This is a genomic window from Streptomyces sp. NWU339 (assembly GCF_003143855.1).
In the GTDB taxonomy this organism is placed as follows: Bacteria; Actinomycetota; Actinomycetes; order Streptomycetales; family Streptomycetaceae; genus Streptomyces.
Genome location: NZ_QFRK01000004.1, coordinates 247,373 through 274,325, shown reverse-complemented (window position 1 = coordinate 274,325; position 26,953 = coordinate 247,373). Strand labels below are relative to the sequence as shown.

At 70.7% G+C, this 26,953-nt stretch carries 22 protein-coding genes; 15 read left to right on the top strand and 7 right to left on the bottom strand.

Annotated features, from left to right (window positions below; translation table 11 throughout):
- Positions 1-112: 112 nt before the first annotated feature.
- Positions 113-880, top strand: a complete 768-nt coding sequence (locus DIZ27_RS07705; RefSeq protein WP_109377542.1) for a CDP-alcohol phosphatidyltransferase family protein — start codon at positions 113-115, stop codon at positions 878-880.
- 58 nt (positions 881-938) lie between these two features.
- Here DIZ27_RS07705 and DIZ27_RS07700 read toward each other — a convergent pair whose 3' ends face one another.
- Positions 939-2,345, bottom strand: a complete 1,407-nt coding sequence (locus DIZ27_RS07700; RefSeq protein ID WP_109377541.1) for a condensation domain-containing protein — start codon at positions 2,343-2,345, stop codon at positions 939-941.
- 162 nt (positions 2,346-2,507) lie between these two features.
- Complete coding sequence (locus DIZ27_RS07695; RefSeq protein ID WP_109377540.1) at positions 2,508-2,867, bottom strand: PLD nuclease N-terminal domain-containing protein; 360 nt, start codon at positions 2,865-2,867, stop codon at positions 2,508-2,510.
- A gap of 87 nt (positions 2,868-2,954) precedes the next feature.
- Between DIZ27_RS07695 and DIZ27_RS07690 the strand changes: the two genes are divergently transcribed.
- Complete coding sequence (locus DIZ27_RS07690; protein ID WP_109377539.1) at positions 2,955-4,406, top strand: menaquinone biosynthesis decarboxylase; 1,452 nt, start codon at positions 2,955-2,957, stop codon at positions 4,404-4,406.
- Positions 4,403-5,308: a menaquinone biosynthesis prenyltransferase MqnP gene (gene mqnP, locus DIZ27_RS07685; protein WP_109377538.1), complete on the top strand. Its 906-nt coding sequence runs from the start codon at positions 4,403-4,405 to the stop codon at positions 5,306-5,308. Before DIZ27_RS07690 ends, mqnP begins: the two co-directional genes overlap by 4 nt.
- Before the next feature lie 196 nt (positions 5,309-5,504).
- On the opposite strand, the gene DIZ27_RS07680 is transcribed toward mqnP, so the two are convergent.
- Positions 5,505-6,110, bottom strand: a complete 606-nt coding sequence (locus DIZ27_RS07680) for a rhomboid family intramembrane serine protease (protein WP_109377537.1) — start codon at positions 6,108-6,110, stop codon at positions 5,505-5,507.
- Between the two features lie 90 nt (positions 6,111-6,200).
- On the opposite strand from DIZ27_RS07680, the gene DIZ27_RS07675 reads away from it, so the two are divergent.
- From DIZ27_RS07675 to DIZ27_RS07645, 8 genes are all read left to right on the top strand, one after another.
- Positions 6,201-6,887, top strand: coding sequence for a UbiX family flavin prenyltransferase (locus tag DIZ27_RS07675; RefSeq protein ID WP_181383422.1), 687 nt, complete (start codon positions 6,201-6,203; stop codon positions 6,885-6,887).
- A 162-nt stretch (positions 6,888-7,049) separates the two neighbouring features.
- A complete protein-coding gene (locus DIZ27_RS07670) occupies positions 7,050-7,508 on the top strand; it encodes an Lrp/AsnC family transcriptional regulator (RefSeq protein WP_109377535.1) in 459 nt (152 codons plus the stop codon).
- A 58-nt stretch (positions 7,509-7,566) separates the two neighbouring features.
- On the top strand, positions 7,567-8,730 hold the full coding sequence (gene mqnE, locus DIZ27_RS07665; protein ID WP_109377534.1) for an aminofutalosine synthase MqnE: 1,164 nt from the start codon (positions 7,567-7,569) through the stop codon (positions 8,728-8,730).
- 15 nt (positions 8,731-8,745) lie between these two features.
- Positions 8,746-9,270: a GNAT family N-acetyltransferase gene (locus DIZ27_RS07660; protein WP_109377533.1), complete on the top strand. Its 525-nt coding sequence runs from the start codon at positions 8,746-8,748 to the stop codon at positions 9,268-9,270.
- Between the two features lie 93 nt (positions 9,271-9,363).
- A complete protein-coding gene (locus DIZ27_RS07655) occupies positions 9,364-9,726 on the top strand; it encodes a DUF4229 domain-containing protein (RefSeq protein ID WP_109377532.1) in 363 nt (120 codons plus the stop codon).
- Positions 9,727-9,897: 171 nt separating this feature from the next.
- Positions 9,898-9,999 carry a putative leader peptide gene (locus DIZ27_RS48700; RefSeq protein ID WP_375231937.1) on the top strand — a complete coding sequence of 34 codons (102 nt, stop codon included), beginning with the start codon at positions 9,898-9,900 and terminating at the stop codon, positions 9,997-9,999.
- A 138-nt stretch (positions 10,000-10,137) separates the two neighbouring features.
- Positions 10,138-11,460 (top strand): dicarboxylate/amino acid:cation symporter, encoded by a 1,323-nt coding sequence (locus DIZ27_RS07650; RefSeq protein ID WP_109377531.1) that lies wholly within the window; start codon positions 10,138-10,140, stop codon positions 11,458-11,460.
- Positions 11,461-11,577: 117 nt separating this feature from the next.
- The gene (locus DIZ27_RS07645; RefSeq protein ID WP_258308290.1) at positions 11,578-12,429 is read left to right on the top strand and encodes a TetR/AcrR family transcriptional regulator; all 852 of its coding nucleotides are present in this window, start codon (positions 11,578-11,580) and stop codon (positions 12,427-12,429) included.
- On the opposite strand, the gene DIZ27_RS07640 is transcribed toward DIZ27_RS07645, so the two are convergent.
- Positions 12,399-13,256 carry a MaoC family dehydratase gene (locus DIZ27_RS07640; RefSeq protein WP_109377530.1) on the bottom strand — a complete coding sequence of 286 codons (858 nt, stop codon included), beginning with the start codon at positions 13,254-13,256 and terminating at the stop codon, positions 12,399-12,401. The genes DIZ27_RS07645 and DIZ27_RS07640 overlap by 31 nt on opposite strands.
- Before the next feature lie 362 nt (positions 13,257-13,618).
- Here DIZ27_RS07640 and DIZ27_RS07635 point away from each other — a divergent pair, with 362 nt between their 5' ends.
- Positions 13,619-15,598 (top strand): long-chain fatty acid--CoA ligase, encoded by a 1,980-nt coding sequence (locus tag DIZ27_RS07635; RefSeq protein WP_109377529.1) that lies wholly within the window; start codon positions 13,619-13,621, stop codon positions 15,596-15,598.
- A gap of 30 nt (positions 15,599-15,628) precedes the next feature.
- On the opposite strand, the gene DIZ27_RS07630 is transcribed toward DIZ27_RS07635, so the two are convergent.
- Complete coding sequence (locus tag DIZ27_RS07630) at positions 15,629-16,273, bottom strand: class I SAM-dependent methyltransferase (RefSeq protein WP_258308289.1); 645 nt, start codon at positions 16,271-16,273, stop codon at positions 15,629-15,631.
- Positions 16,274-16,415: 142 nt separating this feature from the next.
- The gene (locus DIZ27_RS07625) at positions 16,416-16,619 is read right to left on the bottom strand and encodes a cold-shock protein (RefSeq protein WP_003992177.1); all 204 of its coding nucleotides are present in this window, start codon (positions 16,617-16,619) and stop codon (positions 16,416-16,418) included.
- Positions 16,620-17,041: 422 nt separating this feature from the next.
- Here DIZ27_RS07625 and DIZ27_RS07620 point away from each other — a divergent pair, with 422 nt between their 5' ends.
- From DIZ27_RS07620 to DIZ27_RS07610, 3 genes are all read left to right on the top strand, one after another.
- The gene (locus DIZ27_RS07620) at positions 17,042-17,890 is read left to right on the top strand and encodes a menaquinone biosynthetic enzyme MqnA/MqnD family protein (protein ID WP_109377527.1); all 849 of its coding nucleotides are present in this window, start codon (positions 17,042-17,044) and stop codon (positions 17,888-17,890) included.
- Positions 17,891-17,980: 90 nt separating this feature from the next.
- Positions 17,981-19,735 carry a serine/threonine-protein kinase gene (locus DIZ27_RS07615; RefSeq protein ID WP_109377650.1) on the top strand — a complete coding sequence of 585 codons (1,755 nt, stop codon included), beginning with the start codon at positions 17,981-17,983 and terminating at the stop codon, positions 19,733-19,735.
- Between the two features lie 128 nt (positions 19,736-19,863).
- Positions 19,864-22,176 carry a serine/threonine-protein kinase gene (locus DIZ27_RS07610; RefSeq protein WP_109377526.1) on the top strand — a complete coding sequence of 771 codons (2,313 nt, stop codon included), beginning with the start codon at positions 19,864-19,866 and terminating at the stop codon, positions 22,174-22,176.
- A 63-nt stretch (positions 22,177-22,239) separates the two neighbouring features.
- Here the strand turns inward: DIZ27_RS07610 and DIZ27_RS07605 are convergent, their stop codons facing one another.
- Complete coding sequence (locus tag DIZ27_RS07605; protein WP_109377525.1) at positions 22,240-26,904, bottom strand: FtsK/SpoIIIE domain-containing protein; 4,665 nt, start codon at positions 26,902-26,904, stop codon at positions 22,240-22,242.
- Positions 26,905-26,953: the final 49 nt, after the last annotated feature.

The window sequence follows — 26,953 nt, the reverse complement described above, 5'->3', positions numbered from 1 at the left end:
CCGGACGAGCGCCTTGACGCTCCCTCCCGCGTCCAGGAGAGCACGGAGGCGTAGCCTGCTGGCTCGATCATCGCCGCGTGAGCGGCAGTCGGGCCCGGGTGGGAGGAACGTCATGGGTGCTGCTCCGGCGTTGGAGGAGCTGCGGGGGGTCTGCCAGCCGCAGGCCAAGCTGGCGAGCCGCAACGGCGAACACTGGGCGGGCCGCCTCTACATGCGCAAGATGTCCCTGCGCGCGACCCGCCAGCTGGTGCGCACCCCGGTCACCCCGGACCAGCTGACCTGGACCATGGTCGTGTGCGGGGTCGCCGCCGGCGCCGCGCTGATGATCCCCGGCCTGACCGGTGCGGTCCTCGCCGTGGTCCTCATGCAACTGTTCCTGCTCTTCGACTGCGTGGACGGCGAGGTCGCCCGCTGGAAGGGCCAGAACAGCGCGACCGGCATCTACGTCGACCGGCTCGGCGCGTATCTCGCCGACGCGGCACTGCTGGCGGGTGCCGGCTACCGGGCCGCCGAGTCCGGCTTCGGCGGCTGGCTGTCGGTGGGCATCGCCACCGCCCTCGGGGTCGTCCTGCTCAAGGCCTCCACCGACCTGGTGGACGTCGCCCGCGCCCGGCGCGGACTGGCCGTCGCCGACGACGAGTCGACCCGCCCGCGCTCACAGGGCGTGGCCACCGTGCGCCGCGTCGCCGCCGCCTTCAAGATCCACCGGGTGACCAACGGCATCGAGGCCTCCCTGGTCCTGCTGGTCGCGGCGGTCGCCGACGCGGTGACCGGCGGCATCGAGCCGACCCGCTGGGCGCTGGGCGCGCTGGCCGTGATCACCTGGCTGATGGTCCCGGCCCACCTGCTGTCGATCCTGTCCTCGTCGCGCCTGCGCTGACGTACTCCGGGACGTACTCGGGCTCGTCGGGGCCCGGGCCGTCCGGGGAGGGCGGGGCTCAGGCAGGGCCCCGCTCCCGGGCGGCACTCGTGACGACGTCCCGCAGCCGCTCCACGTACAGCCGCAGGTTCTTGTGCGCCATCTCGGTGTCCGGGTAGCGGCTCGCGAACCACAGGCCCTCCCGGAGCCGGGTGACCCACGCGCACACCTGGTCGCCGTACGACACCCTGAGCAGCCCGTACGCGTTCAGGTCGGTCCAGCGGTCGGAACCGGGGATGTCGCGGGAGTCCGCGTACGAGACGATCGAGTACAGGTCGGGGGACGTGGGGCGGAAGTCCGTGCCGAGCAGGCGCAGCACCCGGTCGATGGGCATGCGGGACAGCCGCCGGTTGGCGTGCAGCGCCTCGCGCACGGTGCGCAGCGCGCTCGGGAAGTCGGTGGCCCGCTCCACGGGGATCTCGATCGGCGCGCCACCGACGTACCAGCCCACGGACCGCGACCACCGGGACCTGGTCCGGGTGTGGAACGGCACGACCGTGCGGTAGACGGGCTCCCCACCGATCTCGTGGACGATGAGCGCGGTGGCGGCCAGGACGCCGACCAGGCTGCCGCCCTGGGGACGGCAGTACGCCTCGAACCCGGCGGCGTCGGCCGCGCCCACGAGCGGCTCCCGCATGAGCTTCTGCTCGGGCAGCCCGCCCCCGGGCGTCAGACCCAGGTCGACGGGGAAGGAGGGCAGCCGCCCGTCGCACCGCTGGATGAACTCCCGCCAGCGGCCGACGATGTCGTGGGTGCCGTCGATCCGGTCCGCCTCCGCCCGCTCGGCCTCGCAGAAGTCGACGTAGCTGCCGACCGGGGGGTGCTCCACGGCCCGGCCCGTGAGGCCGGCCGCGTACAACTCGTGGACCTCGGCGGGGATGCGGTAGATGGAGTAGGCGTCGACGTTGCTGTGGTCGAAGGCCATGTACACGCTGGTGCCGTCGTCGCGGACGACCGCCGTGTAGATGAGGTTGGGCCAGCGCAGCGCGTCCGCCGTCGCGTCGAAGCGGTCCTGGAGGTGGCGGGCCAGTTCCGTCGCGTCGGGGAAGTCGCCGACGTCCTCGCGGCGCAGCGACACCGCCTCCGCGTCGAGCGTGAACCGGCGCAGCGGGGCGCCCGCGTCACCGGTCCAGCGGAAGCCGCTGCGCAACGTCTCGTGCCGCAGCGTCCAGCCGCGCAGGGCCTCCTGCAGCACGTCGAGGTCGACCGGACCCGGGATGTCGAAGGCCGCGCCGATCCAGGTCGGCACGAACAGGCCGTCGTCACGGACGGACCGGGCCGTCCTGATGTGGGACTCCTGGATGTACGCCGGTGGGCGGGCGTCCTCCGGCAGCACGGCGGCGATGTCCAGGGTCCTTGGACCGAGTGTCCACTCGACGAGCCGTCCCGGCCGGATTCCGCACCGGTGGATGTCGGTCATTCGCACGGGGGCGTCTCCGTTCGCAGATGGGACAGACCCGATCAGGGGAATGCCGTTTCCACGAGCTGATACGCGGCGTGTCGACGCTTTTCGGCGAAACGGATGGTTTCCCGAACGACGGTGCTAGGAGCGCCCGATGCCGTCGGCCAGGCCCTGGCCGTCCGTGCCCTAGCCGTCCGTGCCCTTGCCCTTGTCGCCGTCCCTGTCGCCCCGGCTGTCGTCCGGGTCCCGGTCCTTCTCCTCGTTCAGCGACTTGAGGAACTCGGGGTTGTCGTCCGGGGCGACCCACTGCTGTCGGCCGCCGCCCCGGCTCCAGGCGGAACCGGCCTGGCCGCCCGCGCCCATCGGATGCCGCTTCTTGCCGGCGATGATCCAGGAGATGGAGCCGACGAGCGGGAACAGCAGCACGAGGATCGCCCACAGCGGTTTGGGCATGTGACGAATGTCCTCGTCCTTCGTGCTGATGCAGTCGATGAACGCGTAGACGCTCAACGCGAGGGGGACGAGGAACATCAGCACCCGGAGCATGGGCCTCTCCAGAGAAGGGGTCGTCGGGGACGTCGGCACAGCCCCCAGGTACAGGCCCAGGGTAACCGTTCGGGGATACTTGACCCCATGGCTTACGACGATCTTCGCTCCCTGCTCAGGGCCCTGGAGCGCGAGGGCGACCTCAAGCGCGTCAAGGCAGAGGTCGACCCGCATCTCGAGGTCGGTGAGATCGTCGACCGGGTGCAGAAGGCCGGCGGTCCCGCACTGCTCTTCGAGAACGTGCGCGGCTCGAGCATGCCCCTCGCCATGAACGTGTACGGCACCGACCGCCGGCTGCTGAAGGCGCTCGGACTGAAGTCGTACGGCGAGATCAGCGAGAAGATCGGCGGTCTGCTCAAGCCCGAGCTGCCCCAGGGCTTCATCGGTGTGCGGGAGGCGTTCGGCAAGCTCGGCGCGATGACCCACGTACCGCCGAAGAAGGTGAAGGACGCCCCGGTGCACGAGGTCGTCCTGCACGGCGACGACGTGGACCTCGACCGGCTCCCCGCGCTGTTCACCTGGCCCAAGGACGGCGGCTCCTTCTTCAACCTGGGCCTCACCCACACCAAGGACCCCGAGACGGGCGTCCGCAACCTCGGTCTTTACCGGCTCCAGCGCCACGACAAGCGCACCATCGGCATGCACTGGCAGATCCACAAGGACAGCCGCAACCACTACCAGGTGGCGGCCCGACGCGGTGAGCGGCTCCCGGTCGCCATCGCCTTCGGCTGCCCGCCCGCCGTGACGTACGCCTCCACGGCGCCGCTCCCCGGCGACATCGACGAGTACCTGTTCGCCGGGTTCGTGCAGGGCAGGCGGATCGAGATGGTCGACTGCAAGACGGTCCCGCTCCAGGTCCCGGCACAGGCCGAGGTCGTCATCGAGGGCTGGCTGGAGCCGGGGGAGATGCTCCCCGAGGGCCCGTTCGGCGACCACACCGGCTTCTACACGCCGCAGGAACCGTTCCCCGCCCTGAAGATCGACTGCGTCACGATGCGCAAGCGCCCGCTGCTCCAGTCGATCGTGGTCGGCCGGCCGCCGACGGAGGACGGCCCGCTGGGCCGCGCCACCGAGCGCTTCTTCCTCCCCCTCCTCAAGATCATCATCCCGGACATCGTGGACTACCACCTCCCCGAGGCCGGCGGCTTCCACAACTGCGCGATCCTCTCGATCGACAAGAAGTACCCCAAGCACGCCCAGAAGGTGATGCACGCGGTCTGGGGCGCCCACATGATGTCGCTGACCAAGCTGATCGTGGTCGTCGACTCCGACTGCGACGTGCACGACCTGCACGAGGTCGCCTGGCGCGCGCTCGGCAACACCGACTACGCCCGCGACCTCAGCGTGGTCGAGGGCCCCGTGGACCATCTCGACCACGCCTCCTACCAGCAGTTCTGGGGCGGCAAGGCGGGCATCGACGCGACGAAGAAGTGGCCCGAGGAGGGGTACACGCGCGACGGCGGCTGGCCCGACATGGTCGAGTCCGACCCGGCCACGGCGGCGCTGGTCGACCGCCGCTGGAAGGAGTACGGACTGTGACGTCGGCCTCCGCCGCGCTCCCGCGACAGCCGGGGCGCACCAGGGCGTTCCTGCGCCTGGTGATGATCGAGCACTCGGTCTTCGCCCTCCCCTTCGCCTACATCGCGGCCCTCACCGCGATGTACGAGTGGGACGGGAACATCCATTGGGGCCGACTGCTCCTGGTCACGATCGCCATGGTCGGCCTGCGCACCTTCGCGATGGCCGCCAACCGGATCATCGACCGCGAGATCGACGCCCGTAACCCGCGCACCGCGCACCGCGAGCTGGTCACCGGCGCGGTGTCGGTGAGGCACGCGTGGACCGGCGCGCTGATCGCCCTCGTGGTGTTCCTGGTCGCGGCGGCCCTGCTCAACCCGCTCTGCCTGGCCCTCGCGCCGATCGCGGTGATCCCGATGGTGGTCTATCCGTACGGCAAGCGGTTCACCAACTTCCCGCAGGCCATACTGGGCCTCGCCCAGGCCATGGGGCCGGTCGGCGGCTGGCTGGCGATCACCGGCGCCTGGTCCTGGGAGGCGGTCGTCCTCGGCCTCGCGGTCGGCATCTGGATCGGCGGCTTCGACCTGATCTACGCCTGCCAGGACGTCGACACCGACCGCGAGGTCGGCGTGAAGTCGGTCCCGGCCCGCTTCGGCATCCCGGCCGCCATCTGGGGCGCCCGCGCCTGCCACGCCGTGACGACGGCCCTGTTCGTCTGGTACGCGGTCCTCACCGACGCCGGAGCCTTCTTCTGGCTCGGCCTCCTGATCGTCGCGGGCGCCTTCGTCTACGAACACACCATCGTCCGCCCGACCGACCTGACCCGCCTGAACCGGGCGTTCTTCTCGACGAACGGCTTCATCGGCATCAGCCTCTTCGTCTGCGCACTGATCGACCTCCTGGTGCGGGGACTCACCTTGTAGCCCTTTCAGGTGGTCGTGCTCGATTTTTGACTGCGGGAGAACGAGCGGGGCGTAGGGTCTCCTTGTGCTCCCCGCTCCGGGGATGTTCCGAGCGCCATGCCCATGAACCCGTTCACGCTCACCTGCTCCCCGCGCATGCGGGGACGACCGTCCGGAGCCGTCGGCCCGGGCAGGGCGCGCACACCGGGCCCCGGCCTCACACGGTGAGCGCGTCCCGGCGTTCGGGTCTGCGGCGGAACAGGAAGGCCGCGGCCACGCCGGCCAGCAGGCCGATGAGGTGGCCCTGCCAGCTGACGCCGGTCTGGCCGGGGGCGATGCCCGCGAGGATCGAGCCGCCCCAGACCGCGCCGACCAGCACCCCGACGACGACGCCCATCGGCCGGCGCTCCACGAAGCCACTGCACAGCAGGAAGCCGAAGAGGCCGAAGATCAGGCCGGAGGCGCCCGCCGTGTTGGTGTGCGCCGGGGCTATGAGCCACACACCCAGCCCGTCGGCGACGATGACCAGCGCGCACACGGCGGCGAACCGGCGCAGGCCGCCGAGGGCGGCGAGGAAGCCGAGCACCAGCAGCGGCACGCTGTTCGCCGCGACATGGGCGAAGCCGAAGTGGATGAAGGCGGAGGGGACGACGTCGGCCAGCTCCGAGGTCGTGCGCGGTACGACGCCGAAGTCGTCCAGGGCGTGGCCGGAGACCGTGTCGGCCACTTCCAGCAGCCACAGCAGCGCCACCCAGGCCACCATCACCACGGCCGCCGTCTTCGCCCGCTCGCGTCCCGACCACGGTGAACCGGTGTTGGACATGGCGCCCCCTCCGTCTGAATCGTCCGCCTGGGGAACGGACCGGCCCCCTTGCCCGGTTCCCACCCCACCATGCCGGATAGGCTCGGTGCCGTGAACCATCTCAAGCCAGGAGAGACGACCCGGACGCCTTGGATCCTGGGGGTGTCCGGCGCTTCCGGCACGCCGTATGCGGCTGCCGTGCTCCGTGCGCTCCTCCAGGCGGGAGAGAGCGTCGACCTCGTCGTCAGCCGTGCCTCGCGGCTCACCCTGCTGGACGAGACCGGCATCTCCTTCAGGGACGCCCACTGGCGCGACGACCTGCGGGAATGGCTGTCCCGGGGGGCGGACGGCAAGCCCGGCACCTTTGCCGTGGACCTCGACGGCGTACGGCACTGGGCCGCCGGTGACCTCGCGGCGGGCCCCTCCTCCGGCTCGTATCCGAGCAAGGGCATGCTGATCGTGCCCGCCTCCACGGCCTGTGTGGCCGGGGTGGCGCTCGGGCTGTCCAAGGACCTGTTGCAGCGGTCGGCGAGCGTGACCCTGAAGGAGGGGCGCAAGCTGGTCGTGGCCGTCCGGGAGACCCCGCTGAACGGCCAGACCCTGCGGCACCTGGTCACCCTCGACGACGCGGGCGCGGCCGTGGTGCCCGCCTCGCCGGGCTTCTACGCGGGCGCGACGCACATCCAGGACCTGGTGGACTTCGTCGCCGGACGCGTGCTCGACGCGGCGGGCGTCGAGCACCGGCTCTACCGCCGGTGGAAGGGCGAACTCGGCGGCGGGTCCACCCGCACCGAGTGAGCCCGAGGAGGCCGGGGCCCCAGAGCCCTTCGAGTCCGTGGAGCCCGTCGCGGCACCAGCATCCGCAGCAACACCAAGAGCACCAGCAGTAGCACCAGCAGCACCACCACCCGAACCACCTCTCAGCAAACTCCAGACTCTTCAGCGGAAGGCTTCGATCGCATGGACGCGGTGGACAGGCAGCTCATCCAGGCCCTGAGAGAGAACGGCCGGGCCTCCTACGCCGAGCTGGGGCGCCTCGTCGGACTGTCGGGCCCCAGCGTCACCGACCGCATCAACCGGCTGGAGGCGGCCGGCGTCATCACCGGTTACCGCGCCACCGTGGACGCCGCCTCGCTCGGTCTCGGGGTGACGGCCCTGATCGGCATCTCGCTCTCCGACGCCGCCGACCACGAGGACGTGGCGCAGCGGCTGAAGGACCTGAGGGAGATCGAGGACTGCTGGTTCATCGCCGGCGAGGACTCCTACATGCTCAAGGTGCGGGCGGCCGACGTGGACGGGCTGGAGCGGACCATCCGCCGGCTGTCCGGCACCAAGGGCGTCTCCCGGACCCGTACCACCATCGTGCTCTCCACGAAGTGGGAGAACCGCGTCGGTGAGCTGCCCGAAGAGGTTCGGTAGCCGGGGCGTTACGGTTGGCGGAGTCTGTCTCAGGGAAACCCAGGAAAGGGGTATCGGCATGGACGTCGGGCTCAAGCGCGAGCTGGAGGAGAAGGTCCGCTCCGGTGAGCGGCTGTCCCGCGAGGACGGCATCGCGCTGTACGAGTCGGACGACCTGGCCTGGCTGGGCGGGCTGGCGCACGAGGTGCGGACGCGGAAGAACGGCGACGTCGTCCACTTCAACGTCAACCGCCACCTCAACATGACCAACGTGTGCACCGCCTCCTGCGCGTACTGCTCCTTCCAGCGCAAGCCGGGGGAGAAGGACGCGTACACGATGCGCATCGAGGAGGCGGTGAAGCTCGCGAAGGAGATGGAGGCGGAGAACCTCACCGAGCTGCACATCGTCAACGGGCTCCACCCGAACCTGCCGTGGCGCTACTACCCGCGTTCCCTGCGCGAGTTGAAGGCCGCCCTGCCGGACGTGTCCCTGAAGGCGTTCACCGCCACCGAGATCCACCACTTCGAGACCATCTCCGGGCTGTCCGCCTCCGAGATCCTCGACGAACTGATCGACGCCGGGCTCGAGTCCCTCACCGGCGGCGGCGCGGAGATCTTCGACTGGGAGGTCCGCCGGCACATCGTCGACCACCGCACCCACTGGGAGGACTGGTCGCGGATCCACCGGCTGGCGCACGAGAAGGGGCTGAAGACGCCCTGCACCATGCTCTACGGCCACATCGAGGAGCCCCGCCACCGCGTCGACCACGTGCTGCGGCTGCGCGAACTCCAGGACGAGACCGGCGGTTTCCAGGTCTTCATCCCGCTGCGCTACCAGCACGACTTCGTGGACATGAAGGACGGCAAGATCCGCAACCGCCTCCAGGCCAGGACGCAGATGGCGACCGGCGCCGAGGCGCTGAAGACGTTCGCCGTCTCCCGTCTCCTCTTCGACAACGTCCCGCACGTCAAGGTCTTCTGGGTGATGCACGGCGTCAACACCGCCCAACTCGCCCTCCAGTACGGCGCGGACGACATGGACGGCTCCGTCGTCGAGTACAAGATCACCCATGACGCGGACGACTTCGGCACGCCGGACAAGCTCACCCGCGAGGACCTGCTGGACCTGATCCGTGACGCCGGCTTCCGTCCGGTGGAGCGCAACACGCGGTACGAGATCATCCGCGAGTACGACCCCGCCGACCCCGCCCGCCGCGAGTCGCCGCAGCCGATGCGGGTCTGAGGGAGAATCCCTGCCGTGCCTCTCGTCTTCACCCTGGATCCGCCGGTCACTCCGGAACTCCGGGACGGCATCCTGGAGTTGTGGGTCGACGTCACCGACGCGGGCGGTGCCGTCGGCTTCGTGCCGCCGGTGACGCGGGACGATGTCCGCCCGGAGCTGGTGCGGCAGTTCGTGGCGATGGCCGAGGAGCGGTCCCGGCTGCTCGTCGGGTACGACGAGGAGGGGCGGGTGGCCGCGACGGCGTTCCTCACCCTCAACACCCACCGGCTGATGACCCACTGGCTCTGGCTGTACACGGTGATGGTCCACCCCCGCCACCAGGGCAAGGGGTACGGCCGTGACCTGCTCGCCGCCGCGGAACGGGCCGCCCGCACCCTCCCCGGCATCGAGGGGATACGGCTCACCTGCCGCGGCGGGCTCGGCCTGGAGCGCTTCTACGGCTCCTGCGGCTACAAGGAGGTCGGTCGGATCCCCGGCGCGATCCGGGTGGCCCCGGGCGACGAGCGGGACGACGTCGTCATGCTGCTGCCGCTGGCCTGACCCCCCGCCCGGGGGTTCCGGGGGCGGGCGTGCTTCACTGGAGGATGTCCCATTGGGACACGTTCTGACCCTTCGTCCGGGAGAGTGGATGAGATGCTCCGCTACACGTTGATGCGCTTCGGGATCTTCGTGGGCTGCCTCCTGGTCGTCTGGGGCCTCGTCTACACCGGCCTCGCCCCGCGCGGCCTCGGCGACTCCAACGGCCTGTGGATCATCCTGCTCGCCCTGGTGTTCTCGGCCCCGATCAGCCTCGTCGTGCTGCGCAAGGAACGGGACCGGGCCTCGGAGCGGATCGTGCGGCGGGTCGAGCGGGTGAAGGCCAACCTGGAGGCCAACCGCAACCAGGAGGACGTGGCCGACGACGCCGCCCGGACGCAGACCCAGGCTCAGAGCCAGGCCCAGGCTCAGAGCCAGGCCCAGGCTCAGACCCAGCAGGGGCAGGCGCAGGCCTCGTAGGCGGTGTGAGTTCCCCCACCCGTGCGCCGCTCCACCCCTCGTCGTCCGACACCCCGGTTTCCGTAAAACCCATGGAAACCGGGGTGCTTTGTGTTGTGCGGGTGCTTTTCGATCTCCGCCTCTCAAAGCAAGGCTATGGGAGTCTCAAAGGGCAGGTGTTAAGGTCGTGGGGTGAAGTCAGCAGCCGTGTTCCCCGCACCCCGTAGGGCTCCCCTCGTGGCACGCCTGCACGTGGACCTCTGCCGGGTCACCACCGCGAACTGTCGCCCCTGACGTTCCCGACGCCCTGACGTCCTGACGCCCGCGGAGGCCCGGCCCTCCCGCGTGCGGCGCTTCCCACGTCCTCGGCGTCCCGCTCTGCCCTGGCGCTACGTCCCGTCCTCACGCATTCCCCCCTCCCCGCAACGGAGCATGTCCGTGTCCACGAACACGAAGTCCTTCAAGCTGCCCGTGAGGGCCCCCTTCTGGGCCCAGATACTCGCCGGCCTCGTCCTGGGCGTCCTGCTCGGCTGGCTCGGCCGCAGCCAGGACGTCACCTGGCTGGTCACGGCCCTGGAGAAGACCGGCGGCATCTTCATCGGTCTGCTCAAGCTGGCCGTGGCGCCGCTCGTCTTCTTCGCGATCCTGGTCTCCATCACCAACCTGCGGAAGGTCAACAACGCGGCCCGGCTGGCCTCGCGCACCCTCCTCTGGTTCCTGGTCACCTCGCTGATCGCGGTGACCATCGGCCTCGTGATCGGCCTGGTCACCAACCCCGGCGCGGGCACCGGACTCACCCCCGCGGACGGTGGGAAGCCCGAGAAGACCGGCTCCTGGCTCGACTTCCTGACCGGCATCGTGCCGACCGACGTGATCACACCGTTCACCGAGCTGAACGTCCTGCAGATCGTCTTCCTGGCCGCCGTCGCGGGTATCGCCGCCCTCCAGCTCGGCGAGAAGGCCCAGCCGGTCCTCACCCTGAGCGAGTCCGTCCTCGAACTCCTCCAGAAGGCCCTGTGGTGGGTCATCCGCCTCGCCCCGCTCGGCACCCTCGGCCTCATCGGAAACGCCATCGCGACCTACGGCTGGGACCTGATCGGCCAGTACGCGACCTTCACCGCCGACGTCTACATCGGCTGCCTGATCGTCCTGTTCGGCGTCTACCCGGCGCTGCTCGCGGGCGTCGCCAAGGTCAACCCGGTCCAGTTCTTCAAGGGCGCCTGGCCCGCGATCCAGCTGGCCTTCGTCTCCCGCTCCTCCGTCGGCACCATGCCGCTCACCCAGAAGGTCACCGAGCGCCTCGGCGTGCCGAAGGAGTATGCGAGTTTTGCCGTCCCGTTCGGGGCGACCACGAAGATGGACGGCTGCGCCGCGGTCTACCCCGCTCTCGCCGCGATCTTCGTCGCCCAGATCTTCGACGTCCCGCTGGGCGTCGGCGACTACCTGCTGATCGCCTTCGTCTCGGTGGTCGGCTCCGCCGCCACGGCCGGCCTCACCGGCGCGACGGTCATGCTGACCCTCACCCTCTCCACGCTCGGCCTGCCCCTGGAGGGCGTCGGCCTGCTCCTCGCCATCGACCCCGTCCTGGACATGATCCGCACCGCGACGAATGTCGCCGGGCAGGCTCTGGTGCCGGTCGTCGTCTCCGCGCGCGAGGGCCTGCTCGACCGCGACGCCTACGACTCGGTCCACTCCTCGCCCGTCGACACCACCCCGGCCGACGGTTCCCGGCGGGTGCCGGTCGCAGCGGCCTGACCGGCACCGGACGCCCCGCACGGCGGGCGCGTCGCGACGCGCCCGGGGCGTCCGTCGCCTCCGTGGTGTCCTCCCGGCGGGACCAGGAGGACACCACGGGCCCGTAGGCTGGCCCGTATGGGTGCCGTGAAGAGCAAGCGGATGCCGCGGGCGGTCCGCGAACAGCAGATGCTGGACGCCGCCGTGCGGACCTTCGGCCGACGCGGGTACACGGCCGCGTCGATGGACGAGATCGCCGAACTGGCGGGTGTGTCCAAGCCGTTGGTCTACCTGTATCTGAACTCCAAGGAAGAGCTGTTCACCGCGTGCATCCGCCGTGAGGCGACGGCGCTCGTCGAGGCGGTGCGCGCGGGCGCGGGTCCCGGGCTGCCCGCGGACCGCCAACTCTGGTCGGGCCTGACGGCGTTCTTCACCCACACCGCGCGGCACCCGGACGCCTGGGCCGTGCTGCACCTCCAGGCCCGCACGCACGGCGAGGTCTTCGCCGCCGAGGTCGCCACGATGCGCGCGGAGGTCGTGGCCTTCGTGACCGAGCTGATCCTCGCCGCCGCCCGCGAAGCATCCCCCCAAGCTCTCGGCTGCTCCCCCAAGTTCTCGACTTCTCCCCCAAGTTCTCGACTTCGCTCGAACAGAGGGGACCCCCATGAACAGGGGGGACCCCCACGAGCAGGGGGGACCCCCATGGACCCCGACCTTCCCGAGGGCGAGGTCTCCGGGCTCGCGGAGGCCCTGGTCGGCGCCGCCGAGGCGCTCGCCGACTGGGCCAACGCCACCCCCGGCGTCACGGCCCGGCAGGCGTCGGCCACCCTGATGAACTTCTCCTGGGAAGGGCTGGGCGACCTGATGGCGGGCCGCCGCTGGTCACCGCCCGACGGCGCGGACGGCGCGGAGGGCGGGGACGGCGCGGAGGACAGTGCCGCCGACGCCGGTCCGGTCGCTCACGCCGGGCGGACCTCTCCGGTCAGGTGAAGGCGGCCGCCAGGGCCGCGTAGTTCGAAGCGCCCGTCCTGAGCCCCGTACGTCACCGCGCCCGGCAGCAGGACCGGCGCCTTGAACTCGGCGTGCACCACCACCGCCTCCGGGAGGCCGTGCGCGGCGAGGCAGCGGGCGACCGTCCACATGCCGTGCGCGACCGCGCGGGGGAAGCCGAAGAGGCGTGCGGTGAGCGGGTGCAGATGGATCGGGTTGCGGTCGCCGGACGCGGCACCGTATCGCCGTCCCGCGTCCCCGGGCAGGTGCCACGCCTCGACGACGGGCAGCGGCCGCCGCGCACCCGGTTCCTCCTCCCGGTGCGGGGCGGGCCGCCCCGACGTCCGGTGCCGGGCCAGATACGTGCTCCGCGACTCCCATACGAGGGCGCCGCCCGAGGTCCGTACCTCGGTGACCAGCGCGGCCTCCGTGCCGCGCCGGTGCGGTGCCAACCCCTCGACGTGCACGCTCAGTTCGTGCGCCCCGGTGACGGGCACGGTCCGGTGCCGGGTGATCCGTACCGAGGTGTGGACGAGTCCCGGCAGCGGCAGCGGGAAGTCCCGGCCGCTCATCAGCCGCACGGCCGCCGGAAAGCCCAGCACATGCGGATACGTCAGCGGCAGCGCGTCCTCCCCGGTCGGGAAGCCGCAGATCCGTTTGTACGCCGCCAACCGCGCCGGATCCACCCGCGGTTCGGGCAGTACCAGCCGGGTGCGGGGGAACGCGGCGTCGGGGTGGGGCCGTTTGAAGAGCGACAGCACGGCGCCGCGCGCCAGAAGCGGCGCGAGGGCGGGGGAGCGGGTGAGGCTCGGGTGGCGGTCGGCCATGTGCGACTCCCGGCGGGGTGTGAAGGCTCACTCGCTACGGACACTTCGCTTGCTCTGGAGTGAGGTTACCGGAGGTAATGATGCGCCGCGGGGAGGGGACGGCGGTGCTTCCGGAGCGAAACGCGGGTTTCCGTCGGGTGACCCCCGACGTCGCACATCCCCGGTCCCGGATCGCCCCCGAACCCGCACGAACCCGCCACAGGCGGGCCGTACGATCCCCTGTCCGAACCGGTGGTGACTCCCGTTCCCGGAAAGCGCGTCGGCGGCGCCGGTGAGCGCCGGAGTGCCGGTGAGCGCCTCGGTGTGCGAGGCACGTACGTCATCGCAGCAAGCAGTTCCGCTGCACGCCCGAGGAGTCGCCCGTGTCCGCTGTTCCTTCCTCCGCCGTTCCCCTCTCTTCTGCCGCACCCTCTGCCGCATCCTCCGCCGCCACCGGTGCCGCCCACGGCGCCCCCGTCCTGGTCGAGCCGGAGACGCGGCGGCTGGACGGGGTCGTACGGGAGGCGGCGGTACCGCCGTTCGCGAAACCGGTACGGCACGGATCGCTCGCCGACCTGCCCTTCGACAACGCGCACGCGGTCCCGGACGCGGTGGTCCTGAGCCGCCGCACCGGACGGACCAAGGGCGCAGGGGAGGGCAGTTGGACGGACGTGACGGCCGCCGAGTTCGCCGGCCAGGTCATGGCCGTGGCCAAGGGCCTCATCGCCGAGGGCCTGGTCCCGGGCGACCGGATCGCCGTCATGGCCCGCACGATCTACGAGTGGACGGTCCTCGACTTCGCCGCATGGGCGGCCGGACTGGTCACCGTTCCCGTCTACCCCACCTCCTCCGTCTTCCAGACCCGCTGGATCCTGCACGACTCGGGCGCCGTCGCCCTGATCACGGAAACGGCCGCCCAGGCCGCCGCCATCGGCCCCGAACTGGAGCACCTCCCCGACCTTCGGCATCTGTGGGTCGTGGAGAAGGGCCACGTCGAACGGCTCGCGGAGGCCGGTCCGCACCTTTCGGACCAGGAGGTGGAGGTACGCCGGGGAGTCCTCGGCCCGGACAGCCTCGCCACCCTGATCTACACCTCCGGCACCACCGGCCGGCCCAAGGGCTGCGCCCTCACCCACGGCAACTTCTTCGCCGAGGTGGACAACGCCATCGAACTGCTCTACCCGGTCTTCAAGGCCCGGACCAGTGAAGAGGTCTCCGTCCTCCTCTTCCTCCCCATGTCCCACGTCTTCGGCCGCATGGTCGCCGTCGCCTGCGTCCGGGCCCGGGTGCGGCTGGGCCACGCGCAGAGCCTGCAGACCGAGGAACTGCTCGAGGACCTGGCGAGCTTCCGGCCCACCTGCCTGCTGGCCATCCCGTACATGCTGGAGAAGATCTTCAACACCGCCCGCGCCAGGGCGGAGGCGGGCAGGAGAGTCCCCGCCTTCGACCGCGCGGTCTCGGTGGCACGCCGCTACGGAGAGGCGGTCGACGCCCACCACACCGGTGCGGGCCAGGGCCCGAGCGGCTCACTGAAGATCGCCCGCGCCTTCTACGACCCGCTGGTCTACCGCCGTATCCGCAACGCCATGGGCGGCAGGGTCCGCTACGCCATCTGCGGCGGCTCCCCGCTGGGCCGCCGCCTGGCCGCGTTCTACGCCGGCGCCGGCATCGAGATCTTCGAGGGCTACGGGCTCACCGAGACCACGGGCGCGTCCACGATCATGCCGCCGCTCCAGCCCCGCCTCGGCACGGTGGGCTGGCCGCTGCCCGGCACCCGGATCCGTATCGCGGCGGACGGCGAGATCCTCGTCGCGGGCGAGCACGTACTGCGCGGCTACTGGGACCCCCAGGCCGGCGGAGTCGTCCCCGCGGCCCCCGACGGCTGGCTCGCGACGGGCGACCTCGGCCGGCTGGACGACGAGGGCTACCTGATCATCACCGGCCGCAAGAAGGAGATGCTGATCACGGCGGGCGGCAAGAGCGTCGCCCCGGCACCGTTGGAGAACTGGCTCCGCTCCCACCCCCTGATCTCCCAGTGCCTGGTCCTGGGCGACGGCCGCCCCTACGTCTCCGCGCTGATCACCCTGGACCTCGACGGCATCACCCACTGGTGCCGGATGAACGGCAGGCACCCGGTCCCGGTCGAGCTCCTGGTGGACGACGAGGAACTGCGCGCGGTCCTGCAACGCGCGATCGACGAAGCCAACAGGATGCTCTCCCGCCCCGAATCCATCCGCCGCTTCGCCGTCCTTCCCCACGACTTCACGGAGGACAGGGGCCATCTGACCCCGTCCATGAAACTGCGGCGCGACGCGATCCTCCGCGACTTCGCGGAGGAGGTGGAGGGGTTGTACAGGGGGTAGCGGGAAGGGAGGGAGGAAGGGGGAGGCGGCTCACGAGCCGTCGGCGGGCGGTGTGCGGGCGATCAGGAAGGCATGGGGGGTCGACTCGCCCTTGGCCTCGTCCGCCGCGCGTTCGGAACGCAGGACGAGGGTGAACCCGGCCGCCTCCAGGAGGTCCGCCATCCGGTCCGGGCGGCGGCGCAGGAAGTCCAGGGTGACCGGGTGGCCGAACGGACGCTCGAGGCGTCGGGCGTTCTCGCCGGCCTGGAAGGCGAGCAGCAGATGTCCCCCGGGTGCCAGGATCCGGCGGAACCCGGCGAACAGGGCCGGCAGGTCGTCCTGCGGGGTGTGGACGCTGGAGTACCAGGAGACGACGCCGGCCAGGCTGCCCTCGGGGAGGCCCGGCTCCAGCATCGAGCCCTGTTCGAAACGCAGGCCCGGGTTCTCGCGGCGGGCGACCCCGATCATCGATTCCGACAGGTCGAGGCCGAAGGCGTCCAGACCGCAGGAGGCCAGGTGGGCCGTCACCCATCCGGGACCGCAGCCCAGGTCGGCGACCTCACCGCCGGCCCCGACGAGCCCGGCGAACCCGGTCAGCAGTGCCAGTTCCAGCGGCTGTGCGGCGAAAATGTCACGGAAGTGGTCGGCGTAGTCCTCGGCGATGGCGTCGTAGAAGGCGCGGGTGGCATCGGTCACGGGCAGGGAGGCTAGCCGCCGCCACTGACAGGGGGTGTGCGCGTGGTTCTGACGCGGGGAGCCGGGGAAAAGGCAGGAGCCCCTTTCGCCTGACGGCGCGGGGCTCCTTGGGTACTGCTAGTCGTTCCCGGATCGGCGAGGATCAGACCGGGGTGACGTTCTCCGCCTGCGGGCCCTTGGGACCCTGAGTGACGTCGAAGGACACCTGCTGGTTCTCCTCGAGGGAGCGGAAGCCGCTCGCGTTGATCGCGGAGTAGTGGACGAAGACGTCGGGGCCGCCGCCTTCCTGGGCGATGAAACCAAAGCCCTTTTCGGCGTTGAACCACTTCACGGTTCCGGTAGCCATAAGCCCTCCTTGGGCCCAAAGGGTTGCCCTGCTCCAGAACCCAGCAAGTGTGAAGACCAATTCCGCACAATCGCATCCGTCTGAGAACGACGAGAGCCCGCGGTCACATGCTCCGCAGGCTCTGTACTGCAAGGGAAACCAAACTGCAACTTGCGGACGAGCCTAGCACGCGACCGCCCGCGCGCAATAGAGGTCAAGATCACGTCACCCGAATGTTTCAACGTCACTGCCGTCCCGTGTGTGGGGGCGGATGCCGGACGGCTGTCGGGTAGTTGTCGAACGGTTGTCGGGCGGATGTCGAGGTGATGGCGGATCGATGTCAGGTATATGCCGGACCGGTACCGGCATATGCCCGACGGGTGCGGAGTCGATGTCGGGGGCCCGGAGCGCCCACTCCACGGCGTGAGGGCTAGCCTCGCGATGTGGACAATCCTCGCACCCGGCCGCGCGTCGGACACATTCAGTTCCTGAACTGCATGCCCCTCTACTGGGGGCTCGCGAGAACGGGCACTCTCCTCGACTTCGAGCTGTCGAAGGACACCCCCGAGAAGCTCAGCGAGAAGCTCGTACAGGGAGATCTCGACATCGGGCCGATCACCCTGGTCGAGTTCCTCAAACACGCCGACCAGCTGGTCGCCTTCCCCGACATCGCCGTCGGCTGCGACGGCCCGGTGATGTCGTGCGTGATCGTCTCGCAGGTCCCGCTGGAGCGGCTGGACGGCGCCCGGGTCGCTCTCGGCTCGACCTCGCGCACCTCCGTACGCCTCGCCCAGCTCCTGCTCGCCGAGCGGTACGGCGTGAAGCCCGACTACTACACGTGCCCGCCCGACCTCAGTCTGATGATGCAGGAGGCCGACGCGGCCGTCCTCATCGGCGACGCGGCACTGCGCGCGAACATGGTCGAGGGGCCCCGTTACGGGCTCGACGTGCACGACCTGGGCGCGCTGTGGAAGGAGTGGACGGGGCTGCCGTTCGTGTTCGCCGTCTGGGCGGCGCGCCGCGACTACCTGGAGCGCGAGCCGGCCATTACCCGCCAGGTGCACGAGGCCTTCCTCGCCTCCCGCAACCTCTCCCTGGAGGAGGTCGGCAAGGTCGCCGAGCAGGCGGCCCGCTGGGAGGCCTTCGACGAGAAGACCCTGGCCCAGTACTTCACCACCCTCGACTTCAGCTTCGGGTCCCCGCAGCTGGCGGCGGTCACCGAGTTCGCCCGCCGGGTGGGGCCGACGACGGGCTTCGCGGCGGACGTGAAGGTCGACCTGCTGCAGCCGTGAGAGCGCGGCGACGGCCCGTTACCCTGCTGACAGGCGCCTGAGCACGGGTGGCACGGGGGAGGGGTGGCCAGGGTGGACGGGGTGGACTCCATGCGGCCGCTCGATGTCGACGAGCCCGCGGCCGTGGGGCCGTACCGGCTGCTCGGCAGGCTCGGCGCGGGCGGCATGGGCCGGGTCTACCTGGGCCGCAGCGCCGGCGGCCGTACGGTCGCGGTCAAGATCGTGCACCCGCACTTCGCGCTGGACGAGGAGTTCCGCGCCAGGTTCCGGCGCGAGGTCGAGGCCGCGCGCCGGGTGGGCGGCGCCTGGACGGCCCCCGTCCTGGACGCCGACCCCGACGCCCGGGTGCCGTGGGTCGCCACCGCCTACGCTGCGGGCCCGCCCCTCACGGCGGCGGTCACGCACGGCGGTCCCCTGCCCGCCCACACCGTACGGGCGTTGGGCGCGGGCCTGGGCGAGGCGCTGGCGGCGGTGCACGAACTGGGCCTGGTGCACAGGGACGTGAAGCCGTCGAACGTCCTCCTCACCCTGGACGGCCCGCTGTTGATCGACTTCGGCATCACCCGGGCGATGGACGGTACGGCCTCCCTCACCTCGAGCGGCGTGTCCATCGGTTCGCCCGGTTACATGGCGCCCGAGCAGGTGCTGGGCAAGGGCGTCACGGGCGCGGCGGACGTCTTCTCGCTGGGAGCCGTGCTGGCGTACGCGGCGACGGGTGAGCCGCCGTTCCGCGGCGACTCCTCGGCGGCGCTGCTCTACAAGGTCGTCCACGAGCCTCCGGAACTGGGCGACCTGGGCGGACGGGACGGCCCGGGCGACCAGGTGCGGGAACTGGTGGCGGCCTGCCTGGACAAGGACCCCGGTGCCCGTCCGACCCCGGCGGAGGTGGCCCGGCGGCTGGCCCCTGAGGGCGGCGCCGCTCGACTGGTGGCGGGCGGGTGGCTGCCGGGGGCGCTGGTCGAGCAGGTGAGCCGGTCGGCGGTGCGGTTGCTGCACCTGGAGGCGGGACGGAACGACGCGGCGACGGCCGGCCCGGAGTCCGGCCCCGTGGACTTCAGCAGCCCGTCGGTGGACGGCACCGGACCGGCGGGGAGCCGGGCGCCCGGCACCTCGGGTGCGTCAGGTGCGTCAGGTTCCGGGGCGTTCGGCCCGCCGCCGGTGATGCCGGAACGGCCGGTGCCCACGGCGGCGTCGGACACATCGGTCGCCCCCGCCCACCCGCTCACCTCCGCTGCCGTACCCGGCCCCCGCGCCACGCACCCGCCGACCCGGCCCGACGGCGGACACCGCCCCGGCCGGCTCTCGGTCTCCGTCGCCGCCACCTCCGACAAGGGGCAGGGCGGCCGGGGGCGCCGGATGAGCTGCACGGTGGCCCTGGCCGTGGCGGGGGCGCTGGCCGCGGTGACCGTCGGATCGGTGTTCGTGCTCGACCTGCTGCCGGGCGACTCCGCCGGTTCCGACCGCGGCGCCCAGCCGGAGGCGCCGGCCGCCGTGGTCCCCACCGCCTACCTGGGCACCTGGGAGGGCCAGGCCAACTCGCGGGAGGGCATCGCCATTCCCCTGGGCACCTTCCGGGTGACGGTCGAGCAGGCGGAGGTCGGCGAGCAGGTGGCCACACTCCGGCACACCGACATCTTCGGCGGCGTCTGCGACGACGTTCTCACCCTGAAGCAGGTCACGAAGAAGCGGCTCGTCGCGACCTCCGTCGGCGCGAAGTCCAACCGCGACGTCTGCAACCAGGCCCGCCACACGGTCCACCTCACCCCGACCGGCGACGACCTCGTCTACGAGTCCGACAGCAAGGACTCGGGCAGCCCGGAGGCACGGCTGTCGAAGATCGGGTAGCCCGGGCTGTCCGTAACCTGTAACCCGTAACTCCCCTGGCCACAGCTGTCACTTACTGTGTCTGCGGTAGCGAACACAGTCGCACGAGCCCGGTGCTCGTCAACGCGGCACGACGGGGAAGGCCCGCCATGGAGACACTGCAGCCGGACGATCCACAGGAGTTGGGCAGCTACCGTCTGCTGCGAAGGCTCGGCGCGGGCGGCATGGGCCGCGTCTACCTCGCCAGGTCGCCCGGCGGCCGTACCGTCGCGGTGAAGGTGGTCCGGCCCGATCTCGCGGCGGACGGTGACTTCCGCGCCCGTTTCCGGCACGAGGTCGAGATCGCGAAGGCGGTCTCCGGTCGGTTCACCGCCCCCGTCGTCGACGCCGACCCTGACGCGCCACTGCCGTGGCTGGCCACGTCGTACGTCCTCGGTACCGATCTGACGGACGTGGTCGCGACCCACGGAGCGTTGCCGGAACGCACGGTCCGCGCGCTGGCCGCCGGGCTCGCCGCCGCGCTCCAGGACATCCACAGGGCGGGCCTCATACACCGTGACCTCAAGCCCTCGAACGTGTTGCTGGCCGCGGACGGGCCGCGTGTCATCGACTTCGGCATCGCGCGCGCGGTGGACGGAAGCCGCATGACTCAGACGGGGGTTGTCGTCGGATCACCCGGCTACATGTCGCCGGAGCAGGCGATGGGCAAGGACATCGGAACGGCGGCCGATGTCTTCTCACTGGGAGCGGTACTCGCGTTCGCGGCGATCGGGCGGAGTGCCTTCGGTGACGGCGCGGCCTCGCATGCCGCTCTCTTGTACCAGGTCGTGCACGGAGAGGCGGACCTCACCGGCGTGCCGCAGTCCTTGCTCGGTTTGGTGCGCGCCTGCCTGATGAAGGATCCGGAGCAGCGACCGGCACCTTCGGAGATCGTGGCGGCACTGGCCGAGCAGGGCATCGACGCGGCCCTGCGGGACTGGCTGCCCTCGGCGGTCGCGTCGACGATCGCGACCCACGCCGCGGGGATACTGGACCTGGAGGCTCCCGAGGCGCCCCCGACCGCCCCGCAGGCCCAGGCTCAGACCGCGGCCGCCTTCGGCCCGGCGCCGACCATGCTGGACGGGGCGCCGTCGACCGGGACGACCGGGTACGGAACCCCGCCCGGTGGTACACCGGCACCCGCGTACGGCGCACCCCTTCCCGGCACGGTCCAGCTCGGTGAGAACGGGGCACCCGCTTCTGTCCGCTCCCGGCGCTGGGTGCTGGGTATGGCGCTCGGTGGCGCCGCGGCTGTTGCGGTGGCCGGTTCCGGTGCCGCATGGGTACTCACGTCCGGTGACGACGCCTCCGACGAGGCAACGGACAGTCCGGGCAAGGGCGGTTCGGCCGATCCGGTGGACGAGAACTTCACGACCCCACCCGCCGGGGTGGCACCTCAGCCGCTGTGGCACGAGTCGGCCGCGGCCGACAGCACCAGCACCGGCGTCCCGCTCCTCACACACGACGGGCTGCTCCTGGTCAGCGGTGACCCACTCGTCGCCTACGACGTGAAGAAGGGCACGCCCCGCTGGTCCAAGCCGGGTGTCTGCCGTCCCGGTGCCCAACTCCTCTTCCACGACGGCAAAGTGTTCCTGGCCGACGGCGACTACGAAGGCGTACTCGTAGCGCGTGACGTGACGACGGGCGACGAGGTCTGGCGCAGCCGCCTCGGCAAGCAACTGTCCGTGCAGAACACGATCGCCGTCGACGACAAGAACGTGTACGTCACGGCCACGGACTTCAGTGACTCCAAGAGCGCCACCGACTACCGCACAGCCGTCGCCGCCATCAGTCACGAGACCGGCAAGGCAGGGTGGATCCAGCACCGGGACTGGGGCACCGAGGAATACGACGTCCAGGGCACCGCCTCCGGCACGTACCTGGTCTACGCCGACTCCAACCACAACGTCACCGCCCGGGACACCGCCACCGGAGAGCAGCTGTGGACCGAGAAGATCGGCGAGGACTGGAGCTGGCAACCCGTGGTCGCGGGCGGCCTCGTCTTCCTGCCGGGTGAGCAACTGAACGCCATGGAGGCGGACTCGGGTGCCAAGGTCTGGACGCTCTCACCTTCCGGCCGACGAGGGTTCAACAACCCGGCCGTCATCGACGGAACGCTGTATGCCGGAGACTTCGACGGCGGTGTCTGGGCCGTGAACGCGAAGACCGGCAAGCGGACCTGGCTCTGCGAGGACCCGGGAGCCGACCATGCGCCGCAGACGTTCCTGAAGGCCGGCACCACTCTGTACGGAGCCTCCGGCCCGCTGGGCGGCGGTGTCTTCGCCCTGGACGCCACGTCGGGCAAGGCCCGCTGGGTCTACAACGACAACAAGGAACACGGCGAGCCCTGGCAGATCGAACTCTCCGGCAACCGTCTGCTGGCGACACACGGGCCCGAGGTCTACGCCCTGCCCGCCGTGTGACACCTCGCGGCGCGGCACGTGCGGGCCCCGGATCCGTCGACTGACGTATCCGGGGCCCGCACGTCACATGGGAGTCGTGACCGTCTGGTGCTCCCCGTCGCCCAGGTGCAGCATCCCCTTGCCCGGTGAGATCTGGCCACCGACCATGCTCCGTGTCGTACGGATACCGATCAGATCGCCGGCGGACGAGTCCTGCGGCGACAACAGGATGCCGCGGCGCGCCTTCTTCGCGTCGACCTGCCAGCCGGAGAAGCCGTCGCAGATCTCCTCCTCGTCACCGGCGATGACGACGGCCAGCCCTTTCTCACCGCCGCGCTCCACGATCCGCTTGAAGACGTCCTCGGCGTCGCAGTCGTCCAGCACCTCGGCGTCGTCGACGAGGACGACGATCGGGTCCTCGGGCTTGGCCGATTCGAGGGTCTCGTCCAGTTCGTCCTCGTCGATGTCGCGGCCGGTGAAGACCTTCAGTACACCTTCCCGTCCGTCGAGCTCCCGCAGCGGCGACTGGCGTGGCGCGGCGACGACGAGACGGGTTCCCTGTGCGAGATACGACCGGGCGAAGTTCATCAGCACCGTGCTGCGCCCCGACTTGGCGGGGCCGCCGATCACGAACGCCGGGACGCCCTGGCCGAGGTCGGGGCCGAACGCGGTGAGTTCGTCACCGCCGACACCCACCAGAGCCCACAGCCGCGATGCGTTCGTCTCGGTGTCCCGCATGGCCCAGGCGTCCGCGAAGGAGATCCGGCTCGGCAGGACGTCGACCCGGAACGGACGCCGGGCACGGGGGACGTCGCTGTCGCGGGCGGTGGCGGCCTCGCCGATAGCGACCAGGGCCGCTGCCTGTCCTTGGCCGGTGGTGTCCTCGGAGAGCAGAGCGAACTGGGTCTCCGTGGCCGTCTCGTTGCGGAAGGCGCGGCCCGGGGGAATCTCCTCGGGCACTTTACGGGAGTTGATGTCCAGCATGGAGAAGTCGCCGCGGTCCGCGAGGCGCAGGCCGTACTTGTCCTCGGTGAGTGAGGAGATGCGTCCCGCCAGGACCTGCCGGTCGCCGGTGATCACGACATGGAGACCGACGCTCGCGCCCTCACGCATCATGGTCATCAGTTGGTCGGTCAGGTCGCCGTGGTTGTAGTCGCCCAGTGTGGGCAGCCAGCCCTCCCAGCGGTCCAGCAGCAGCACGATGTGCGGCAGCCGCTCGTCCTCAGGGACGGCAGCGCGCTGCTCCCCGATGTCGGCGAAGCCGCTCTCTGCGAACAGATCCTGACGACGGGTGAGTTCCGTGCTCAGGCGGGTGAACAACCGGATGACCCGTTCGAGTTGGTTACGGCCGACGACCGCGCCGCAGTGCGGCAGCCGGGTCAACGCGTTGAGGGCACCGTTGCCGCAGTCGATGCCGTACATATGGACGTCGGCACACGAGAGAGTACGGGCCAGGGAACCGGCGATGGTCCGCAGCAGCTGGGAGCGGCCGGTACGGGGTGCGCCGCCGACCAGCAGATGCCCGAAGGTGGCGAAGTCGACGGCCACCGGGCGGCGCGCCTGCTCGCCGGGCAGGTCCTCCACGCCGTACGGGGCCGCGGGCAGAGCCCCTCGGGGGCGTACCGTGGGGATCTCGTCCAGTTGCAGGCTCTCCTCCAGGGCGGGCAGCCACGGGGAGTGCTGAGCCGGAATGTCGAGTACCCGGTTGGCGTCCCGTACGGCGTCCACGAGCACCTTGAGGTCGGTGATCTCGTCGTCCTCGCGGGCTTCCGTCTTGGGCTTGCGCAATGTCTGTCGTCCCAGGTCCTCCCAGGCCAGCGGGGAGGACCAGGGAGCCAGAGCCTGCGGATCCGCCGCGCCGGGACGTCGCCCTCCCACCCGTCCGGACTGGAACGGGATGAGGGAGGCGTGGCCCAGCCGTACGTACGCCCGGCCGGGTGTGCTCTTGGAGATGTGTCCGGCGTCCGGTGCGTCGATGACGTCCGAGGACTCGCCGGCATCCGTCACGCGCAGTGCGATCCGGAGGTTCGTGTTGGCGCGGATCTCGGGGGAGACGACACCGCTGGGCCGCTGCGTCGCGAGCAGCAGATGAATACCGAGGGAACGCCCTCGCTGCGCGATGTTCACGAGTCCGGTCACGAAGTCGGGCAGGTCCCGCACCATCGAAGCGAACTCGTCGATGACGATGAGAAGTCGGGGCACGGGCGCGTGCGAGGGGTCCCGTCGCACGAGGTCCTGGTAGTCCTCGATGTCCTTGGCATCGGCGTCGGCCAGGATGTGCTCGCGCCGCTTCAGCTCGGCGCCCAGCGACTCCAGGGCCCGCTCGACGAGGTGGGCGTCCAGGTCGGTGACCATGCCGACGGTGTGCGGCAGCTTCACACAGTCCTTGAAGGCGGAGCCGCCCTTGTAATCGACGAGAACGAAGGTCATGTTCTCCGGGGTGTTCGCCACCGCGAGCGCCGCCACGATGGTCTGGAGCAGCTCCGACTTGCCCGAACCCGTCGTACCGGCGATCAGACCGTGCGGGCCGTCCTTGCGCATGTCGATGCCGAACGGGCCGTCGTAGGACTCGCCGATCACGGCCATGGTGGACTGGCCGCCCATGCGCCAGCGGGCGGTGATCGCGTCGCTCGTCGGGGGCTCGAGTTGCAGCACGTCGAGCAGGCGGCTCGCTGCGGGCAGCGCGGAGTCCTCCGTCTCGCCGCTGATGTCGCGGATGGGGGACATCGAACGGGCCAGCCGCGCGCACCAGCCGGGGGAGACGAAGTCGGGCCGGACATCGGTCAGCCGACGGGCACCGCTCTGCTCCACCCGAAGCCGCAGTTCGAGGTCCTCGGGCGCGCTCTCCCGGGGTTGCGGGGCGCTCTGGTGCCAGGCATGGAACGAGGGGAACCCGCCGACGGCGGGCTGCGCCCCCCTGGTCAGGGCGGTGCCGTCGGTGTCCGCGGTGCTTTCGGTCCGCCGCGGCTCGGCGACGACGACGCCCTGGCACTCGCCGGGCAGGAAGCGTTCCTCGGCGTCCAGACAGATCGCGTACATGGCGACGGCCGGCCCTTCGCGCAGCAGCCGGACGACGCCGGGCAGTGAACGCAGCCGACGGGACCCGTCCCAGACGACCACGATGTCGGGGTCGGAGAACGCCGGGCCGTCACGGCGGCCGCCCTCCTTCAACGCCTTCTGTCGCGCGTCGAGCAGCTGCGTCAGCTCACCGACCCGGGAACCCACCGTCTCGGAGTCCGTACCGATCAGGACGTTGATGTCCTGGCCGCCCGATGGACGCGAGTGCGGGAGCCAGCGCGTCCAGTCCCAGCGTGTGTGCGCCCCTTGCTCGGTCAGAATGTAGAACTGCACGTCCATGGGGCTGTGCAGCACGGCGGTCTGCGCCACGGCCCACCGTCCGAGTGCCTGCGCGGACTCGCCCGGACCCGCGATGCCGATGACCCCGAGATCCTTGAGCGGCAGGGCCACCGGCGCGTCCTCGATCTGCCAGGTGACCTCGCGCTTGTGATCGTCCTGCTCCGGATCGTCGAGCACGACCTCGGAGCGGACCCGGCCGGTTCCCATACGCAGCAACAGATGGTCGGCGTCGGTACGGCGCCGCTCCCACAGCCGGGTCCGGGGACCGGTGCCGAAGGACAGCACGGCGGCCGGATCGGGAATGGCATGGCGCCGGTCCGACCGTTCGGTGACCAGAGCTTCCTCGGCGTCCTTCTCGATCCGCTTCTTGTGCTCCTTGTACTCCTTCAGTTGCTTGGCGTGCGACTTGCGGCCATGCTTCTTGTCCATGAAGTAGTTACCGAAGAGCATGATCGGGCTCAGTACGGCCATGATGAGGTAGTACCAGCGCCCGAAGATCATGACCGCGACCACGGCACCGACCAGCGGGAAGAGCGCCATCAGCCAGGGCAGTGGACGCGCTTCGAAGTCACCGGGCGGTGAAGGCAGTCGGAACCGGGTCTGACGCTCGGCGGGGCGCAGTCGAGGGGGACGGTTGTAGTCGAGGCCCGCGCCGTCCTCGGACCACTTCAGGGCGGCGTCCGGCGGGAGGTACCCGACGAGGTCGAACAGGCTGTTCCCTATGGCCAGTTGAGAACCCAGGGGCCAGTCGTCACCTTCGAGGGGCTCACCGTCGAGCCGGGCAGCGGATGCGTCGTCCCCGCCCTTCTTGTCCCCGCCCTCCTTGTCGCCGCTCTTCTTGCCATCGCTCTTCTTGCCATCGCTCTTCTTGTCGTCGCTCTTCTTGTCGGGCGCGCGCTCGCTCTCCGCGTGCACGGTGACCTTGCAGGTGCCGTCCATGGCGATCGACAACGTCGCGGCTCGCGCCCCGAGTTCGGGGTCATCGATGTGCAGGTGCGCGGCCGGGCCGCTGCCGATGTCGTACCGACCGACCCCCAGCCGGTGCACCGAGCCCGCTGCGGGACCACCGGCCACGCGGAACTCCACCACTCCGGTCGGTTCCCCGAAAACGCAGCCGGCCGGATCGTGCAGACTGACGACGGCACCCTCGCGCAGCGGCGACTCGACGACGGTCGCGGCTGGATCCAGCGCGTAGCCGTCGACGAAGGCGTGCGGTGCCCCACCACTGCCCTGATGGCCCCCGATCGGGATGACCCGTGCACTACCGCCCAGTCCGACGTGCTGCGCCAACTCCTGGGTGATGTCGCCGACCGACGACTCCGGATCGGCGTCGAGCACCACGTCGGCGGTGGCCCCACCGACAGGGTCGACGACGGTCAGACTCAGGCGCACGTACGTCCTCCTCGTTGGACCGAGGCCTTCCCCGGAACGTTGAACCCAG

Bases quoted from the DNA above. Each gene is read 5' to 3' on its own strand.
- DIZ27_RS07705 (WP_109377542.1), top strand. From the start codon at position 113: ATGGGTGCTGCTCCGGCGTTGGAGGAGCTGCGGGGGGTCTGCCAGCCG.
- DIZ27_RS07645 (WP_258308290.1), top strand. From the start codon at position 11,578: ATGGGTGCCGTGAAGAGCAAGCGGATGCCGCGGGCGGTCCGCGAACAG.
- DIZ27_RS07610 (WP_109377526.1), top strand. From the start codon at position 19,864: ATGGAGACACTGCAGCCGGACGATCCACAGGAGTTGGGCAGCTACCGT.
- mqnE (WP_109377534.1), top strand. From the start codon at position 7,567: ATGGACGTCGGGCTCAAGCGCGAGCTGGAGGAGAAGGTCCGCTCCGGT.
- DIZ27_RS07650 (WP_109377531.1), top strand. From the start codon at position 10,138: ATGTCCGTGTCCACGAACACGAAGTCCTTCAAGCTGCCCGTGAGGGCC.
- DIZ27_RS07655 (WP_109377532.1), top strand. From the start codon at position 9,364: ATGCTCCGCTACACGTTGATGCGCTTCGGGATCTTCGTGGGCTGCCTC.
- DIZ27_RS07625 (WP_003992177.1), bottom strand. From the start codon at position 16,619: ATGGCTACCGGAACCGTGAAGTGGTTCAACGCCGAAAAGGGCTTTGGT.
- DIZ27_RS07640 (WP_109377530.1), bottom strand. From the start codon at position 13,256: ATGGCCGACCGCCACCCGAGCCTCACCCGCTCCCCCGCCCTCGCGCCG.
- DIZ27_RS07615 (WP_109377650.1), top strand. From the start codon at position 17,981: ATGCGGCCGCTCGATGTCGACGAGCCCGCGGCCGTGGGGCCGTACCGG.
- DIZ27_RS07680 (WP_109377537.1), bottom strand. From the start codon at position 6,110: ATGTCCAACACCGGTTCACCGTGGTCGGGACGCGAGCGGGCGAAGACG.
- DIZ27_RS07670 (WP_109377535.1), top strand. From the start codon at position 7,050: ATGGACGCGGTGGACAGGCAGCTCATCCAGGCCCTGAGAGAGAACGGC.
- DIZ27_RS07695 (WP_109377540.1), bottom strand. From the start codon at position 2,867: ATGCTCCGGGTGCTGATGTTCCTCGTCCCCCTCGCGTTGAGCGTCTAC.
- DIZ27_RS07690 (WP_109377539.1), top strand. From the start codon at position 2,955: ATGGCTTACGACGATCTTCGCTCCCTGCTCAGGGCCCTGGAGCGCGAG.